Source organism: Streptomyces sp. R41 (assembly GCF_041053055.1).
In the GTDB taxonomy this organism is placed as follows: Bacteria; Actinomycetota; Actinomycetes; order Streptomycetales; family Streptomycetaceae; genus Streptomyces.
Window position 1 is genome coordinate 7049112 of sequence record NZ_CP163443.1, and the last position, 18155, is coordinate 7067266.

General features: G+C 71.5%; 9 protein-coding genes and 1 pseudogene. 6 read left to right on the forward strand and 4 right to left on the reverse strand.

Features of this window, described 5'->3' with window-relative positions; all coding sequences use genetic code 11:
• Window positions 1-7 precede the first annotated feature (7 nt).
• The 6 genes from AB5J53_RS32315 to AB5J53_RS32340 all read left to right on the forward strand — a co-directional run bounded on the left by AB5J53_RS32315 (window position 8) and on the right by AB5J53_RS32340 (window position 11100).
• Window positions 8-3382: an SAV_2336 N-terminal domain-related protein gene (locus AB5J53_RS32315; protein WP_369249133.1), complete on the forward strand. Its 3375-nt coding sequence runs from the start codon at window positions 8-10 to the stop codon at window positions 3380-3382.
• An 89-nt stretch (window positions 3383-3471) separates the two neighbouring features.
• Window positions 3472-3684: an FxSxx-COOH cyclophane-containing RiPP peptide gene (gene fxsA, locus AB5J53_RS32320; RefSeq protein ID WP_369249134.1), complete on the forward strand. Its 213-nt coding sequence runs from the start codon at window positions 3472-3474 to the stop codon at window positions 3682-3684.
• Window positions 3685-3895: 211 nt separating this feature from the next.
• Window positions 3896-5098 (forward strand): FxsB family cyclophane-forming radical SAM/SPASM peptide maturase, encoded by a 1203-nt coding sequence (locus AB5J53_RS32325; protein ID WP_369249135.1) that lies wholly within the window; start codon window positions 3896-3898, stop codon window positions 5096-5098.
• Window positions 5095-6894: an HEXXH motif-containing putative peptide modification protein gene (locus AB5J53_RS32330; RefSeq protein ID WP_369249136.1), complete on the forward strand. Its 1800-nt coding sequence runs from the start codon at window positions 5095-5097 to the stop codon at window positions 6892-6894. The genes AB5J53_RS32325 and AB5J53_RS32330 overlap by 4 nt, the downstream gene beginning before the upstream one ends.
• Before the next feature lie 254 nt (window positions 6895-7148).
• Window positions 7149-10160, forward strand: coding sequence for an FxSxx-COOH system tetratricopeptide repeat protein (gene fxsT / locus AB5J53_RS32335; protein ID WP_369249137.1), 3012 nt, complete (start codon window positions 7149-7151; stop codon window positions 10158-10160).
• A 376-nt stretch (window positions 10161-10536) separates the two neighbouring features.
• Complete coding sequence (locus AB5J53_RS32340) at window positions 10537-11100, forward strand: tetratricopeptide repeat protein (protein ID WP_369249138.1); 564 nt, start codon at window positions 10537-10539, stop codon at window positions 11098-11100.
• A 91-nt stretch (window positions 11101-11191) separates the two neighbouring features.
• Here AB5J53_RS32340 and AB5J53_RS32345 read toward each other — a convergent pair.
• From AB5J53_RS32345 to AB5J53_RS32360, 4 genes and pseudogenes are all read right to left on the reverse strand, one after another.
• Window positions 11192-15011, reverse strand: a pseudogene (locus AB5J53_RS32345) (multifunctional oxoglutarate decarboxylase/oxoglutarate dehydrogenase thiamine pyrophosphate-binding subunit/dihydrolipoyllysine-residue succinyltransferase subunit).
• Between the two features lie 291 nt (window positions 15012-15302).
• On the reverse strand, window positions 15303-16433 hold the full coding sequence (locus tag AB5J53_RS32350; protein ID WP_369249139.1) for an ATP-binding protein: 1131 nt from the start codon (window positions 16431-16433) through the stop codon (window positions 15303-15305).
• Between the two features lie 40 nt (window positions 16434-16473).
• A complete protein-coding gene (locus AB5J53_RS32355) occupies window positions 16474-17211 on the reverse strand; it encodes a response regulator transcription factor (protein ID WP_054236710.1) in 738 nt (245 codons plus the stop codon).
• A 113-nt stretch (window positions 17212-17324) separates the two neighbouring features.
• Window positions 17325-18020 (reverse strand): spermidine synthase, encoded by a 696-nt coding sequence (locus AB5J53_RS32360; protein ID WP_369249140.1) that lies wholly within the window; start codon window positions 18018-18020, stop codon window positions 17325-17327.
• Window positions 18021-18155: the final 135 nt, after the last annotated feature.

Here is an 18155-nt window from a genome sequence, read left to right on the forward strand (position 1 = left end):
CGCCCTGATGCCCGACGCCGCGGCGCGCCACGGTCCCGACACACCCGGTGGGCCGGGAGGCACCGCCCTGCCCGGCGGCGACCCGATCGCCGAACTCATCGCCCGGATGCGGCAGATCGGGCTCGACCCGGACGCCGAGCAGCTGTGCGACAGTCTGTGGCTGGCCCGCTGGGCGCGCCCGACGGACGCGGTCGAGCCGGCCGAGGGCAGCGTCCCGGCGCGTCGCGCGCTGCCCGGTGCCGGGCGCGACCCGGTCCCGGAGCACACGGAGTCGTCCGACGCCGCTCCGGTGCCGCCCGACGACCGCCCCGAGCCGCTGCCGCACAACGCGGGGGCGGACCGGCGTGTCGCCCTGTATCCGGTGCCGCGGGACGGAGCGCCGCAGGGGCACGGGCAGGGCCGGGTGACGGTGCTGCCGATCGGGGTGCCCGCCGCGCCCGCGTTCCCCGCCCCGCTCGAACTCCAGCGCGCCTTACGGCCGTTGCAGGGCTATCGGACCGCAGCGCCGCCCCTGCGTACGGTCCTCGACGAGACGGCGACCGCGGAGCTGAGCGCCCGGGCGGGCGGTCTGGTCCTGCCGGTGTTCCGCGGGGTGACGCGGGCCGACGCGGCGCTCCAGCTGGTGATGGACGCCTCCTCGTCGATGCGGGTGTGGGACCGGATGTTCGCCGAACTGGAGCAGGTCTTCGGCCAGTTGGGCGCCTTCTGGGACATTGAGGTCAGCCATCTGCACGAAGGCCCGGACGGCGAACCCGCCGTCAGTCGCAGTCCCGAGCCCGGTGCGGCCCCGCTGCACTCCGCCGACCGGCTGAGCGACCCCACGGGCCGCCGGATCACCCTCCTCGTCAGCGACTGCGCGGGCCCCCTGTGGCACAGCGGCCACGCCCACCGGCTGCTGCACCACCTGTCCCGCCTCGGCCCCGCCGCCGTACTCCAGCCGCTGCCGCAGCGCATGTGGAACCGCACCCGACTCCCCGTGTCGTACGGCGAGTTGACGCGCGGCGAGGCGCTCGCGGGCGCGGCCACCCTGAAGGTCCGGCTGCCCACCGGCGCCCCGCAGGAGGCCCGCTCCGGTGCGCTTCCCGTGCCCGTACTGCCGCCGGAGCCCGCCGCGCTCGGCGCCTGGGCGCGGCTGCTGTCCGGGACCGGTGCGGGGCCCGTGGCCGGTGCCGTCGGCTGGGTGCGACACCACCATCCGCCCGCCCGGGCCGCCCGCCCCGGGCGCCGGCTGTCCGCGCTCGAACTGGTCAGCCGGTTCCGCTCCAACGCCTCGAAGACGGCCGGACGCCTGGCCGGCTATCTGGCGGCGGCGCCCCTCAGTCTCCCCGTGATGCAGCTCGTGCAGCGCACCATGCTGCCCGACTCCGGACCGTCCGAACTGGCCGAGGTCCTGCTCAGCGGCCTGGTGTCACGCACCAAGGCGGAGGACTACGGGGCGGACAGCGCTCAGTGGTACGAGTTCGCGCCCGGCGTGCAGGAGGCGCTCCTGTCGCCGCTGGGCCGCGACGAGGCCATGCTGGTGCTCAAGCACTGTTCGGAGTACATCGAGTACCGCTTCGGCAAGGGTGGCCCCAACTTCCCGGCCCTGGCTCTCGCGCAGCTCGGCGAGGGCGCCTCAGGACGGCCGTACGCGCCGGGCGCCGGATACCCGGGCGAGAACGGCGACAACGGCGGCGCCACCCTGGTCCCGCAGCCCTTCGCCGAGGTCGCCGCGCGGGTCCTGGAGCGTTTCATGCCGCTGCCGGAACAGTTCGCGCTGTACGGCGCCCGTGGCCGCACCGACCTGCCCGACGAGCGGCCCACCCACGCGGCGGTGATCCGGGCCCGCTCCCTGGTCGGGCAGTTCGACACCGACGGCATGGTGCAGGACCTCATCGACGCCGTACAGCTGCTGCGCGGCGCCACCGAGCACGAACTGCCCGCGGGCGCCGACCCGGAGCTGTGGGCCGAGTACGCCAACTGTGTGCTGCGGCTGTGGGAGGTGCAGGGCGGCGCCGAGCTGCTGCGCGAGGCGGAGACGGCCGCCGAACGGGCTGTCGCGCACCCGCGCGCGCTGCGCGAACGGGCCGTGCTGGCACGGGTGTTGCACGCCGCCGCCATCGACCGCAGGCGCCGCGGCGACCGGCGTGGCGCACTTGATCTGCTGCAACGCGCCGACCGCGAGTACGCGGTGGCCTGTGCCGCGCCCGACCTGGAAGCCGGGGAAGCCCTGCGGCTCACCCTGGAGCGGGTGCGCGCGCTGGAGACCCAGTGGCGCCTCGGCGGCGACAGCGCGCTGCTCCAGGGCGCGGTCGGCATGCTGGAGGCGTTCGCCGACGCCTGGCCCGACCGGCGCCACCGCCCGCCCGAACTCCCGCTGGCCCACGGCCGCGTCCTGCTGCGCCTGTCCGGCGCCACCGCCGACCACGAACAGGCGCGGCTGTACGCGGAACAGGGCGCCCACTCCTTGCGCGCCGCCCTGGAACCCGGCCCCGAGCCCGGGCTCCCCGTCGCCGGTGAACCGTCCCGCGTCCGCGTCCTCCTCGACCTCGTCGACGCGATCCTGAAGTCGGGCGGCGCGCTGGACGACGCCCAGGCGCACGTCGACGAGGCGCTGGGCCTGACCCGTGAACAGGGCCTGCGTGCGGCGCTGTTGGTGCGCGCGGGGCGCATCAAGGCCGCGCGGTACGCCGAGTCGGGCGACCCGCGTGAACTCCAGGACGCCGCCGAACGCTTCGAGCAGGCTTCCCGGGGTGTGCCGCGGGACGCCCCCGCGCACGCCGACGTCCTCGCCGAGTGGGGCGAAGTGCTGTTGCGCCGGGCGGTGCCGGCCAACGGCACCGGTACGCGCGAGTCGCTGTCCCAGGCCATCCGCGTGCTGCGCGACTGCCGTACCGAAACCCCCGCGGGCAGCGGGGAGCTCGCATACCGCCTGCTCCTGCTCGGCCGCGCCCTGATGCTGCGCCACCGGGCCCGGGGCGACCGCGTGGATCTGCGCGAGGCCGAGCACCTCTTCGGGCTCGCGGCGCTGGAGGCCGGTGAACCGCTGACGGCCGCGCGCTGCTGGCTGGAGCTCGGCCAGGCGCAGTTCGAGGCGTACCAGAGCCTGGGCCGGCCCGCGCGGCTGGACGAGGCGGTCGACGCCTTCCGCGCCGCGGCCGAGTCGGCGCGTGACGCCGAGGCGGAGGCGGAGACGGACCGCCGCCGCGAGGAGGCCGTGGAGCTGGGTGCGCGGGCGCATCACTGGCGGGGTATGTCCTACGAGGCGGCGGCGCGCCCGCGTGCCGCACGCGAGGCCTACCGGGCCGCCCGGGCCGAGTGGTCGAGGCTGCCGGACGGCGCCGTCGGCATGGGCGAGCCGACGGCCCGGCAGACGGCACAGCGGCTGGCCGAGCTGGAGTGAGGGAGCGCCTGCCCGGCGACCGCCGGGGCGGGGTGAGGGAGCGCCTGCCCGGCTGGTGCCGGAGCGGAGTGAGGGAAAAGGGGGAGGACATGGGTGCACGGGACGACGCACCGGATTCCGACGTCGCCGCGGAGCGGCTGCGGGATCTGCCGGATCCACGGGATCTGCCGGATCTGCTGGAGCTGGACCTCGCGGACCTCAGGACGATTCAACACCCGGTGCTGACCGAGGTGTTGGAGGAGCTGACGGAACGGGCCGGGCAGCCGAGCGAGATGCTCTGGGGGTTCAACAACGCCTTCTGAGGGACGATCTGAGGGACAAGGTGAACGTGAAAACGGTCAATCTGCCTTCATAAGGCGTCAGTTCCGGTCCGCCCTATGGTTGAACCGGACAAGTTCGATCGTGCCGCGTTTGCGTCCGGCCCCCGCCAGGGAATGCCGCCCCGTACGGGCAGGGGGCCGTGACGCGGACCGTACCGTGGGATCGCGGGCCGTAGAGCATGGGGGTGCCGGAGTGTCTGACGAGGTGACCTCCGCGACCTCGAGCGCAGTCCGTGCACCCGAACCGCCGTTCCCCTTCCGGCAGTTCATCGTCAAGGCGCACGGCCGCTGCAACCTCGCCTGCCGCTACTGCTATCTCTACGAGGGCCCCGACCGCACTTGGCGCGCCCGCCCCGCCGCCGCGCCGCCCGACGTGCTGGCCCGGACCGCGCTGCGGATCGGCGAGCACGCGGGCGCCCATGGCATGACGGCGCTCTCCCTCGTCCTGCACGGCGGCGAGCCGCTGCTCGCGGGCGTGGACACGCTCGCCCGCTTCACCGATCTCGTACGCGACCGGGTCCCGGACTCCTGCACCGTGCACGCCACCGTCCAGACCAACGCCACCCTGCTCACCGAGCGGCGGCTCGCCGTGCTGGCCGGGCACGGCATCCGTGTCGGCATCAGCCTCGACGGCGGCCTGCCCGCGCACAACACGCTGCGCACCGACCGCGCGGGGCGCCCGTCCTGGCCCGCCGCCTCGCGCGGCGCCCGCCTGATCGCCGACCGCTTCCCCGAGGCGTACGCCGGGATCCTCACGGTCGTGGACCCCACGACGGACCCGGTCGAGCTGTACGAGTCCGTCCTCGCCCTGCGGCCACCGGCCCTCGATCTGCTGCTGCCGCACGGCAACTGGTCGGCCCCGCCGCCGCATTGGGACGGCGCCGATGTCCCGTACGGGGACTGGCTGTGCGCTGTCTTCGACCGCTGGTGGGGGGCGGGGCGGAGGGAGACGCGGGTGCGGCTCTTCGAGGAGTGCCTGGCGCTGCTGTTCGGGCTGCCCGCCGCCACCGAATCGCTGGGGCTGGCCCCGTTCGACGCCGTCGTCGTCGAGACGGACGGGGCGATCGAGCAGGTCGACTCCCTGAAGTCCTGTTACGAGGGGGCGGCGGAGACCGGCCTCGACGTCTTCCGGCACAGCTTCGACGAGGCCCTCGGCCACCCCGGTGTCGCGGCCCGGCAGACGGGCGCCGCCTCGCTGGCCGCGCGCTGCCGTTCCTGCCCGCTTCTTTCCGTCTGCGGCGGCGGCCACTACGCCCACCGCTACCGGGCCGGACACGGCTTCAGCAACCCCTCCGTCTACTGCGCCGACCTCCAGCGCTTCATCCGCCATGTGGCGGGACGGCTCGCCGGAGCCGCCGCGCCCGTCACCGCCTCTCTCGAAGGAGGCATCCAGTGATCCTGCCGGTGGTCCCGGACCGGGCCCTGACCGAACTCGGCCGCACCGAAGGCGGCCCCGAGACCCTGGGCCTGCTCGTACGCGACCAGTACACGCGCAGGTTGCTGCTGCTTCGCGCGGTGCTCGACGCCGTGGAGGCGGCCGACCCCGGGGTCTGCTCCGCCGACGCCCGGGCGCGGCTGCGGGAGGACTGGGGACTGCTGGAGGAGGCGGACCGGATGAAGCCGCCTGTCCGGCCGGACGGTTGGGGGTATGAGATCGGTCCGGGCACCGTGGGCGCGAGCGGCGCCGGCTCCTGGACCGGCGCGGCAGTGCGGGCGCCCGTCGATCGCACCGGTGCCGGCCCGGCGTCGGCCGCGTACGGGCAGGTGGAGGAAGCGGCGCCCTGGGGTGGCCCCCGTGTCGCTCCGGGTCAGGGTGTGTACACGGACCCGGACGGGCCGTGGGTGTACCCGCACGTCGAGGCGGGGGCCTCTAACGGTGATTCCCACGTCGGCCCGGCGTCAGTGGCGTACGGAGCCGTCGAGGCGCCGGTGTCCGAGGGCGGCGCCCATGTCGGCCAGGCGTCCACGACGGGGAGCGAGCGCGCCCTCGCCGGAGTCGCGCTCTCACCGGTCCGTACCCAGCTCCTGCACCCCTTCGTCGGACCGTGGGCCCGGTACTGTCTGCGCGGGCTCGGCGCGGGGGCCGGGCCGAGAGCCGGGCGGGACGCGCGCGAACTCAGCCGCGATCTGGCCTACTTCGGGGCGCTCGCCGCAGTCGTCGCCGCCCGTGCGGGGCTGTCCTACGCGGTGCGGCTGACCGCGCGCGACGGCGTGCTGACCCTGCCCTCCCTCGGCGCACTGCGCACGGCCACGTCCGGAGACGTCCCGGTCGACGTCGTGCACCGCCGGGGGAGTCTGACCTTGCGCCGCCGCGGCGAGAAGGACATCGTCGTGCGCTTGCAGAGCGGCGGCTTCGGCGCCTGGTCCGAGGCCGCCGCGTGGACACCCGCCTACGCGCTGCCCGGTCTGCTGCCCGGCTCGGACCCCGTACCCCTGGACGACCTCGATCCGTACCGCACCGCGCGCGGTGGCCCCCATCACCGCGAGCTCAGCGGACCGGTCACCCTCGACGACACGGAGCGCAAGCGCTGGCTGCAGTCCTGGTCGGGCATCGCGTCCGTGCTCCGGCTCGGCGGCGAGCACCGCGTCACGGAGGCCGTCGCCCTGCTGCGCTGCCTGGTCCCGCTGTCCGCGCCGCCCGGCTCGACGGCCGGCGGCCGGACCACCGGCAGCTGCAGCGGCACCCGGCGTGAGGCCTTCGGCGCGCTCCTCAGCAGCACCCCGCCCACACCCATGACCTTCGCGGCCACGCTGGTGCACGAGCTGCAGCACACCAAACTGGCGGCACTCAGCGACATGCTGACGCTTCACCACGCCGGTACGCAGGCACGTTACTTCGCGCCCTGGCGACCCGATCCGCGCCCGTACGACGGCCTGTTGCAGGGCACGTACTCCCACCTCGCGCTGGCGGAGTTCTTCCAGCGCACCGCGCTCGTCACCACCCACCCGGCCCACCGGGACGCGGCCTGGGCCCAGCACGCCCGTTACCGGGAGCAGGTCGGGGCCGTGCTGCCGACCCTCGTCGGATCGGGGGACCTCACCGCGCAGGGGCGCCGATTCGTCGACCAGATGATCGCGGTCTACGAACGGCTCGCAGAGCATCCCGCGCCGCGCGGGCAGACGGCGCGCGCGGAGGCGTACATACGGGCGGCCCGCGCGCTGTGGACGCAGCGCCACGCGCCGGGCGAATGAGCCGGGAGCCGGGGCGAACCAGCCGCGCGCGGTGCGCGCCGGACCCGGCGTCCACCCACCGAACGCGCCGCGCCACCGGCTCGATTGAGCCATCCTCGCCGAAAGCCGCGGGTTCCCGGACGCGGGACGATCAGTGCGCCAAGATCGTCGCTTGAAAGGATGGAAAGGAACCGTGAAGCAAGCGACTGGTAGCCGTCAGTGCCTATCGCCGGACCTCGCAGCGGTTCTAAAATCTCGCGCGGGGAGGCCGCTGCATGTCTGGAGCTCGTACGCCGGTCGGGCCAACCGAGAGGGGGGCCGCGAAGCAGACCGTCACGATCAGCTTCGCCGGTTTCAACCGGGCCTGGGCGGCCTGGATCGGGGACCGTCTGGAGCGGCGTGGCCATCGCGTCGTGTACCAGCGCTGGGATTCCCCGGCCGAAGTACCGCTCGTGGACCTGCTGCGCGACCTGTCGCTCGCCCAGGGCCGGATTCTGATCATCGTCAGTGAGTGGTACTTCCAGCTGGGCCCGCGCACCCACGACGAGTGGAACACCGCGCTGCGCGAGGTCGTCGCCCCCGACCCGAGCCGTTTCGCGGCCGTCTCCGTCACCACCAGCCCGGTGCCGACCGCAGCCGCCGTACTCGGCGCGGTCGAGCTCAACAACATGGGTGCCGACGAGGCCGAGCGCCGCGTCCTGGACCGCCTCGACCTGCCCGCCGACCCCCTGCCGGAGTCCCTCGAGGGCGCCCGCCGGGGCCCGCGCTTCCCTGCGGCCATGCCCGAGGTCTGGGGCGGCGTACCCCGCCGCAACACCCGCTTCACCGGCCGTGAACCGCTGCTGAACGACGCCTACCACCTCCTCCAGGGCGCCGAGGCGGGGGCCGCCGTGGTCACCCTGCACGGCATGTCGGGCGTGGGCAAGACGCAGCTCGCGGCGGAGTACGTGTACCGCTTCGGCTCCGAGTACGACGTGGTGTGGTGGGTCAACGCCGAGAAACGGGTCACCTACCGGCGCCGACTGGCCGAACTGGCACCGCAGTTGGGGTTGTCGACGGGTGCCGAGTACGGCGAGCGGCTGCGCGCCGTGCGGGACTCGTTGCGCCGCGGCGACCCGTACGCACGCTGGCTGCTGATCCTGGACGGCGCCGACGAGCCGGACCAGATCTACGACCTCGTTCCCAATGGCCCCGGCCACGTCCTGATCACCTCGCGCAACCCCGAGTGGAGCGAGCACAACAGCAAGCTGCTGGAGGTGCCGGTCTACGGCCGTGACGAGTCGGTCGCCTTCATCCGCCGCCGGGCGCCCCGCCTCAGCGAGCCCGAGGCCGACCAGCTCGCCGAGGCGCTGGAGGACCTGCCCCTCCTGCTCGACCAGACAGCGGGCTGGCTCAACGACTCGGACCTCTCCGTCCAGGAGTACATCGCCCTCCTGGAGGGCGGCATCGACCAGGACGTCGTCAAGATCTCCGCCGACTTCCCGGTCGCCTTCCAGACCGCCTGGTCGATACTGCTGAACAAGCTCCGCGACACCGTCCCGGAGTCCGTCGACCTGCTCCGCCTGTGCACCTTCTTCGCGCCGGGCTTCATCCCGGTACGCCTCCTGAAGGAGATGCCGCACGACGAGCTGCCCGAACAGATCGCCGGTCTCCTCAACGACCCGCTCCTGTGGAACAAGGCGATCAACCAGCTCCGCCAGTACTCCGTCGTCCGCCTGGAGTCCCACGAGGCGGCCACCGACGACGCCGCGTCCTCCGGCGAGTCCCTGTATCTGCACCGGATGGTCCACCAGATCGTCCACAAGGACATGCCGGACGAGGACCGGCGGGAGTTCATCGATGTGGTGCGGCGGGCGCTGGCGGCGGCGGATCCGCGGCGGCCCACGGACACCCGGCTGTGGCCCGGATACGCGGAGATCGTCCCGCACCTGAAGTACGCGGACGTGTTGAAGAGCAAGGATCCGGCGGTGCAGACGCTGGTCTTCAACTGCCTTCGGTACATGTACATTTCGGGCGAGTACCGCGCGGGCATCAAACTCGGCGAACGCGCCCTGAAGGCTTGGCGGACGCTGCTCGGCGAGAACCATCCGAGGATCTGGGAACTGACGCACCACTACGCCAATCTGCTGCGCGCAGTCGGCGACTACCAGCGCACCGAGACGATCGAGCGTGCCGCCGTCGAACATCTGCGTGAACAGCGGGGAGAGCAGGACCTGGACCACCTGCGCGCGGTCAGCGGTCTCGGCGCGGACCTGCGCGGTCTCGCCCGCTACGACGAGGCGCTGGAACTCTCCCGGCGGCTCGTGCTGACGTACCGCGACCTCCTGGGCGAACAGGACTCGCGGACCCTCGGGGCCCAGAACAACCTGGCGGTGTCGCTGCGGCTGCTCGGCCGCTACGACGAGGCGCTGAACATCGACCGGCGGACGCTGGAGGCACGCAGGCTGTTGCTGCGGGCACGGCATCCGTGGGCGCTGAGTTCCGAGTGGTCCTACGCGACGGACCTGCGCCTCCTCGGCCGTTACACCGAGGCCGAGTCGATCCAGGCCAAGAACGTGCGTGAGTACCGTCTCGTCATGGGGCCCGACGCACCGCCGACCCTGGAGGCCGAACACAATCTTGCCCTGTGCCACTACCGCAGCGGAGACCGCGCCGCGGCGGGCGCGCTGCTCACCCGCGTGCTGGAACGCTGCGAGCGCGTGCTGGGCGAGGCGGATCCGCAGACACTGAGGTTCGCTGCCACCACGAGCTGTTTCGTGCGCGAACACGGCGACATCGACCAGGGGCGGGAACTCGGCGAGTCCGTCGTCGCCCGCTACGAAGTGATGCTCGCCGAGGGCCATCCCTACATCGCAGGGGTCCGTGCCAACCACGCCCTGGTGCTGCGCAGCGTCGGCGAGCGGGACCATTCCCATGTCCTCATCGAACAGTCGCTGGCCGACATGACCGCGGCGGTCGGCGAGAACCACCCTTGGACCCTGGGCTGCGCCATCAACGCCGCCGCCCTGCGCAACCTCGTCGGTGACCCCGAGGGAGCCGCCGCGCTCAGCCAGCAGGCGGTCACCCGGGCCAGTGAGGCACTCGGCCGCACCCACCCGCTGACCCTTTCCGCCCGCATCGCCCTCGCCGCCGATCTGCGCGGCCTGAGAGACCGCCAACAGGCCGAGAAGATCGAGCAGGAGGCCCTCTCCGACCTGGCCGCCACCCTGGGCGCCCAGCACGTCCACACCATCTCGGCCCGTTCCCGCAACCGGCCCTACTGGGACTTCGAACCTCTGTCGACCTGACCTGAGACGCTCGCCCCGGTGCGCATAACCCCCCGCGCGCCGGGGAATGACCAAGTTCGCTCTCAACAGCCGTGCAATACAAGAGAGTTGAATCAGGGGGACGCGTGGTGATCTTAGTGGGGCCTGTCCCGGCGGGCGCGGACGGACCGATCTGCGCCTGCTCGGCCACCCGCGGGATGCCGCCTCGATCCAGACCGCCGGCGCGGAACGCCACCGCGCGCAGCTCGGCGCCGACCACCCCCAGACCCTGCATGCCGAGTACAACCTGGCCCTGTGCCGATATCAGGCCGGAGAGTTCGAGAAGGCATGGACCCTGTTTGCCTCGGTCCTGGAACGCGGGGAGAGGGTTGTCGGCGAGGACGACCCACTGAGCCTGATGTTCGCCGTTTCCTACAGCTGCCTCGCTCGGGAGTACGAGGTCCTCGACCGGGCGCGGGAGATCGGCGAGCCGATCGTCGCCCGCTACGAGCGGATGCTCGGGCCCGCCCATCCATACGTCGCCGGCGTCCACGCCAACCAGGCCCTGATCCTGCGTGCCGTCGGCGCACGGGAAGAGTCCCGCTTCCTCGCCGACCGAGCACGTACCGAGATGGAGCGGGCAGTGGGGCCCGACCACCCCTGGGCGCTCGGCTGTGCCCTCAATGCCTCCGCTGCGGCTGCCCTCGCCGGTGATCGCGAGACTGCCCTCGCGATGAGCCTTGACATCGCGGCCAGGACCGAGGCCGACGACGTCCTCGGGGCCGCACACCCCTTGACCCTGTCCGCCCGTATCGCCCTTGCCGCCGACCTGCGGTCCACTGGCGACCGTAGGGAGGCCGAGCGGCTGGAAGAAGTCGCCCTCGACGACCTGGCAGCGACCCTCGGCCACGACCACCCCGGCACCCGGGCCGCCCGAAACCGCGAGCGCCCGTTCTGGGACTTCGAACCCCTGACCACATGAACTGCACACGCCGAAGGCCCGGCCCCCTCAAAAGGGAACCGGGCCTCCGCCGCCGTACGGGAAACGCTGTACGTGACCGGTGTGCCGAGACCTACGCCTCGAACACCTCCCGCACCAACTGCTCCTGCTCAGCCTGGTGCCGCTTCGCGGAACCCACGGCGGGGGACGAGGAGTGCGGGCGCGAGATCCGGCGCAGGCGCTCGCCGTGCGGGACGTCCGCGCCGACCGCCAGGTCGAGGTGGTCGATCAGGTTGAGGGCGATGAAGGGCCAGGCGCCCTGGTTCGCCGGCTCCTCCTGGGCCCACAGGTACTTCTCGGCGTTCGGGTACTTGTTGACCTCCGCCTGGAGCTCGGCACCCGGCAGCGGGTACAGGCGCTCGATGCGGATGATCGCCGTGTCCGTGACGCCGCGCTTCTTCCGGTCGGCCTCGAGGTCGTAGTACAGCTTGCCGGCGCAGAAGACGACCTTGCGGACCGCCGCGGCGTCGACGCTGTCGTCGCCGATGACGGGGCGGAAGCCGCCCGTGGTGAACTCCTCCGTCTTCGACGCGGCGGCCTTGAGGCGCAGCATCGACTTCGGGGTGAAGACCACCAGCGGCTTGTGGTGCGGGTTGTGCACCTGCCACCGCAGGAGGTGGAAGTAGTTCGACGGGAGCGTCGGCTGGGCGACCGTCATGTTGTTCTGCGCGCACAGCTGGAGGAAGCGCTCGATACGGGCCGAGGAGTGGTCCGGGCCCTGGCCCTCGTAGCCGTGGGGGAGGAGCAGGGTGACGCCGGACGTCTGGCCCCACTTCTGCTCAGCCGCCGAGATGTACTCGTCCACGACCGTCTGCGCGCCGTTGACGAAGTCGCCGAACTGCGCCTCCCACATGACCAGCGCGTCGGGACGGGCCAGCGAGTAGCCGTACTCGAAGCCCATGACCGCGTACTCGGAGAGCAGCGAGTCGTACACGTTCAGGCGTGCCTGCTCGTCCGACAGGTACTGGAGCGGGGTGAAGTCCTCGCCCGTGACCCGGTCGATCAGCACCGCGTGGCGCTGGCCGAAGGTGCCGCGGCGGGAGTCCTGGCCCGACAGGCGGACCGGGGTGCCCTCGAGCAGCAGCGAGCCGACGGCGAGGGTCTCGCCCATGCCCCAGTCGATCGTGTCGTCCTCGATCATCGACGCCCGGCGCTGCAGCTGCGGCAGCAGCCGCGGGTGCACGGTGACGTGGTCGGGGATGTTGACCTGGGACTCGGCGATCCGCTTCACGACCTCCTGGGAGACCGCGGTCGTCACGGCGACAGGGAACTCGGCCCGCGCGTCCGGGACATGGGCCTCGGGCGCCTGCGAGACGGCCTCGCGGACCTCCGTGAAGACCTTCTCCAGCTGGCCCTGGAAGTCCTGCAGCGCCTGCTCGGCCTCTTCGAGGGTGATGTCGCCGCGACCGATCAGGGACTCGGTGTAGAGCTTGCGCACCGAGCGCTTCTTGTCGATCAGGTCGTACATCAGCGGCTGCGTGAACGCCGGGTTGTCGGACTCGTTGTGACCGCGGCGGCGGTAGCAGATCAGGTCGATGACGACGTCCTTGTTGAACGCCTGGCGGAACTCGAAGGCCAGGCGAGCGACGCGGACGACGGCCTCGGGGTCGTCGCCGTTCACGTGGAAGATCGGCGCCTCGATCATGCGGGCCACGTCGGTGGCGTACATGGAGGAGCGCGACGACTCCGGGGCGGCGGTGAAGCCGACCTGGTTGTTGATGACGATGTGGACCGTACCGCCCGTGCGGTAGCCGCGCAGCTGCGACATGTTCAGCGTCTCGGCGACCACACCCTGGCCCGCGAAGGCCGCGTCACCGTGCAGGGCGACCGGCAGGACCGTGAAGTCCGTGCCGCCCTTGTTGATGATGTCCTGCTTGGCGCGGACGATGCCCTCGATGACCGGGTCGACCGTCTCGAGGTGGGACGGGTTGGCGGCCAGCGAGACCTTGATCTGCTCGCCGTCCAGGCCGGTGAAGGTGCCCTGGGCGCCCAGGTGGTACTTCACGTCGCCGGAGCCGTGCATCGACTTCGGGTCGAGGTTGCCCTCGAACTCGCGGAAGATCTGCGCGTACGACTTGCCGACGATGTTCGCGAGGACGTTCAGGCGGCCGCGGTGGGCCATGCCGATGACGACCTCGTCCAGGCGGGACTCGGCAGCGGAGTCGATGACGGCGTCCAGCAGCGGGATGACCGACTCGCCGCCCTCGAGGGAGAAGCGCTTCTGGCCGACGTACTTCGTCTGCAGGAAGGTCTCGAAGGCCTCCGCCGCGTTCAGCCGGCGCAGGATGCGCAGCTGCTCCTCGCGCTCCGGCTTGGTGTGCGGGCGCTCGATGCGGTCCTGGATCCACTTGCGCTGCTTCGGGTCCTGGATGTGCATGAACTCGATGCCGGTGGTGCGGCAGTACGAGTCGCGCAGCACGCCGAGGATGTCGCGCAGCTTCATCAGGGACTTGCCGGAGAAGCCGCCGACGGCGAACTCGCGCTCCAGGTCCCACAGGGTGAGGCCGTGCTCGGTGATGTCCAGGTCGGGGTGCTTGCGCTGGCGGTACTCCAGCGGGTCGGTGTCGGCCATGACGTGGCCGCGGACCCGGTAGGAGTGGATCAGCTCGAAGACGCGGGCGGCCTTGGTGACGTCGTCGTCGTGGCTGGCGTCGATGTCCTTGAGCCAGCGGACCGGCTCGTAGGGAATCCGCAGCGACTCGAAGATCTCGTCGAAGAAACCACCCTCGCCGAGGAGGAGGTTCGCGACGACGCGCAGGAACTCGCCGGAGGCGGCGCCCTGGATCACCCGGTGGTCGTAGGTCGACGTGAGCGTCATGACCTTCGAGATGCCGAGCTTGTTCAGGGTGTCCTGGGAGGTGCCCTGGAACTCCGCCGGGTAGTCCATCGAGCCGACGCCCATGATCACCGACTGGCCGGGCATCAGACGCGGGACCGAGTGGACGGTGCCGAGGCCACCGGGGTTGGTCAGGGAGACCGTGACACCGGTGAAGTCGTCCATCGTCAGCTTGCCGTCACGGGCGCGGCGGACGATGTCCTCGTAGGCCTGCCAGAACTCGAAGAAGTTCAGCGTCTCGGCCTTCTTGATGCCCGCTACGACCAGCTGGCGGTCGCCGTTGGGCTTCACGAGGTCGATGGCGAGGCCGAAGTTGACGTGCTCCGGCTTGACCAGCGTCGGCTTGCCGTCCTTCTCCTGGAAGGAGTAGTTCATCGACGGCATGGCCTTGATGGCCTGCACCATCGCGTACCCGATGAGGTGGGTGAAGGAGATCTTCCCGCCCCGGGCGCGCTTCAGGTGGTTGTTGATCACGATCCGGTTGTCGAAGAGCAGTTTGACCGGGACCGCGCGCACGGACGTGGCCGTGGGGACCTCGATCGAGGCGTTCATGTTCTTCGCGACCGCGGCGGCGGGGCCGCGCAGCGTGACGAACTCGGGGCCCTCGGGGGCCTCGGCCGCGACCGTGGGCGCGGCCTTCGGCTTGGCGGCGGCCGGAGCGGCCTTCGCGGGAGCCGGGGCGGCAGCGGGCTTCGGTGCCGCGGGAGCGGCCGCCGGAGCGGGCGCGGCGCGCGGCGGCAGGAGCCGCCGGAGCCGGGGCTGCGGGCGCCGCGGGCGCGGCAGGGGCCGCCGGAGCGGCAGGCGCGGCCTGAGGCGCCGTGGTGGTCCCTGCGGCCCCCGCGGCCGCAGTACCCGCCGGAGCCGAGGCGACGGCGGCGCCCGGCTTGTAATCGGCGAAGAAGTCCCACCAGGCTCGGTCTACCGAATTCGGGTCCTGGAGGTACTGCTGATAGATCTCGTCGACGAGCCACTCATTGGGACCGAACGCAGCGGCGGGGTTCTTCCCGGCTTGGTCATCGGTCGAGATGCTCGAGTTACTGGGGGACTGTGGCGACACGGCGGCAACCGCCCTCTTCCGCTTCACAAGGTGATGGACAGCGGAAATAAAGGCTACGCCTCCATGGCCGAGAAGGTCAGGCCGGGCCCGTCCAACGTCGCGCAAGTCACATCGGATCGCAGCTGAAACCGTGTTTCGGCTGTGGAAATGGCGGGAAACAAGCGGGGTTCCGGCCCGGAATGGGTACGTCGATCGGGGCTCGCGGCACGACTCACGCGGCCCTCTGCCTGATCACACGTGTCCGCCAGTGCGGACACCGATGGATCTTGTGGCTCCGGTTCGAACTTTACGTCAACTTGGCAGAGATGGAAGTCCCGGAAGGGTGACCTGGATCCGGCAACCCCGCTGGGATTCGGCCACACCGATCCGGCCGCCGTGCAGATCGACCGCCCAGCGCGCGATGGCCAGGCCGAGCCCCGTACCGCCGTCGCTGCCCGGACCGTGCGGCGAGGGGACCCCGCCCCGGTTGAACCGCTCGAAGACCCGGTGCCACTCCGACTTCGGAATGCCGGGCCCCTCGTCCAGGACCTCCAGGGCCAGCGACTCCGGGAGATCGCCCCGTCTGGCCTTCACGGTCACGCGGCCGTGCGGCGGGCTGTGCTTGACCGCGTTGTCGATGAGATTCGCCACGACCTGGTGGATCCGCTCCGGGTCCGCGTGCGCGGTCAGCTCCGGCGGGGACACGTCGAGGTGCAGATGGACGTCGGTGCGTGTGTGACTGCCGGAGCCCGAGGCGATGCCCGCGCGCGCGGAGGCGACCATGTTGGCCTCCTTGAGCACGCCCGACAGATACGGCCAGACCTCGAAACGGCGCTTGCGCAGTGGTACGACGCCGTTGTCCAGCCTGGACAGGTCGAGCAGCGTCTCGACCAGCCGGCCGAGGCGCTCCGTCTGCTTCAGCGCCGTACGCATCGTCTCGGGGTCGGCGGCGGAGACACCGTCCACGACGTTCTCCAGGACCGCGCGCAGGCCCGCGATGGGGGTGCGCAGCTCGTGCGAGACATTCGCCACGAGTTCCTTGCGCTGACGGTCCTGGGCCTCCAGCTCGTCGGCCATGAGGTTGATCGTCTCGGCCAGGTCGCCCAGCTCGTCGCGGCGGCTGTCGCTCACCCGGCGTGTGTAGTCGCCGTGCGAGATGGACCGGGCGACCGCGTTCATCTCATCCAGCGGGGCGGTGAGCGAATGCGCCACGAACTGCGTTATCAACAGTGTGGCGATCATCGAGAAGACCGTGATGAAGCGCAGCTCGGTCTCGGTGCGCACCGCGATCATCAGCAGACCGGTGGTGATGAAGACCGAGACGACGACCAGTGTGCCGAGCTTGGTCTTGATGGAGAAGGGCCGTACGCCGCCCCAGGGACCCGCGCTGCCGCGCTCCCCGAAACCACGCGCGCCGGCCCCGCGCTGCCCGAGCCCGCTCATCACATCAGCCCCCTCAAGAAGCTCCCGACGAAGGCCCGGCTCAGGGAGTCGGGGTCTCCAGCGCATAGCCCACGCCGTGGACCGTGCGGATCCGCTCGGCGCCGATCTTCCGGCGCAGCGCCTTGATGTGGCTGTCCACGGTCCGGGTACCGGAGGCGTCCGCCCAGTCCCACACCTCGGCGAGCAGCTGCTCGCGCGAGAGTACGGCACGGGGGGTGTTCGCGAGGCACACCAGCAGGTCGAACTCGGTGGGCGTCAGATGCACGTCCTCCGAGCGCACCCGCACCCGGCGCTGCGCGTGGTCGATCTCGAGTTCGCCGAGGCGCAGGATCCCGCTGCGCGGCGTCGAGGCGGCCACGACGGCGCGCTCGACCCTGCGCAGCAGGACATGCACGCGGGCGGCCAGCTCCCGCATCGAGAACGGCTTCGTCATGTAGTCGTCGGCGCCGACGCCGAGCCCGACCAGCATGTCGGTCTCGTCGTCGCGCGCGGTGAGCATCAGCACCGGCACCGGGCGCTGGGCCTGCACGCGGCGGCAGACCTCCAGGCCGTCGAAGCCGGGCAGCATGATGTCGAGGATCAGCAGGTCGGGCTGCCAGGCCTCGGCGGTATCGACGGCGGCCGGACCGTCGCCCGCGGTTTGCACGAGGAATCCCTCGGCACGCAGACGGGCCGCGATGGCGTCGACGATCGTCGGGTCGTCCTCGACCACCAGCACCCGGCGCTGAGCGCCTGGCGTCGCCGCCGTGCCGTTGTGGGAGGTGTGTGTCTGCTCCATCGCCCGCCCCTGAGGTGTGCTTTCCGGAATCCGTGGGGTGATCCCATGACTGCGCTTGACGCTTGAATGATCTGCGTCAGGGAAGCAGGGTACGGGCAGTCACCGTGCCTCGGCTATCCAGGCCTGACTGCGAGGTGCACGACGTCCGGAACGCCCCGGGCAACCGGGATCTCTTCGGTACGCACCCGCTGGAACCCGGCATTCCACAAGGTTCCTTCAAATTCCGGAGAGGGCTGCGCCGACCACACCGCGAGCACCCCGCCGGGCCTCAAAGCCCTTGCGCAGCTGGCCAGTCCGCCCTTCGAGTACAGGCCCTCGTTGCCTTCAGTGACCGTCCAGCCGGGCCCGTTGTCGATGTCGAGACACAGCGCGTCGTACGTGTCGGAAATCTCATTGACGTAGGCGACCAGATCGCTTTCGACGATTTCCGTACGCGGATCGGCGAGGGCCTCGGAGGAGAGCGCGGACAGCGGTCCGTCGAGGTGCCAGTCGATGACGGCCGGCTCGCGTTCGACGACCGTGATGCGCCCCCACCGGGGATCGGCGGCGGCGTGCGCGAGCGAGAACCCGACGCCGAGACCTCCGATCAGCACACTCGGCCGCGCGCGCCCGTCCAGCGCGTCGTACGCGGCGTCCACGAGCAGCCGCTCCGAGCGGCCGTCGGAGGTGTCCATCAGGAAGCACCCGTTGGCGATGATCTGCAGCAGCGCGCCGTGTCGCCGCAGCACGACCTCGCCGTACGGGCCCTGGCGACGGTCGATGACTACCGGGGTGTCGGTGGGTGCGGTGGTGTCGTACGGGATGGACATGGGCCTCATCCTGACCGGCTCTTCGCCTGACGGGCCACCCCATTGCGGCGCGCAGGGTGGGTGGATCAGGAAGTAGCCCTGTTGACCTCCTCCCCGGGTGCACGCCCGAGGATCTTCCGTCTGCCGGCAGTCACC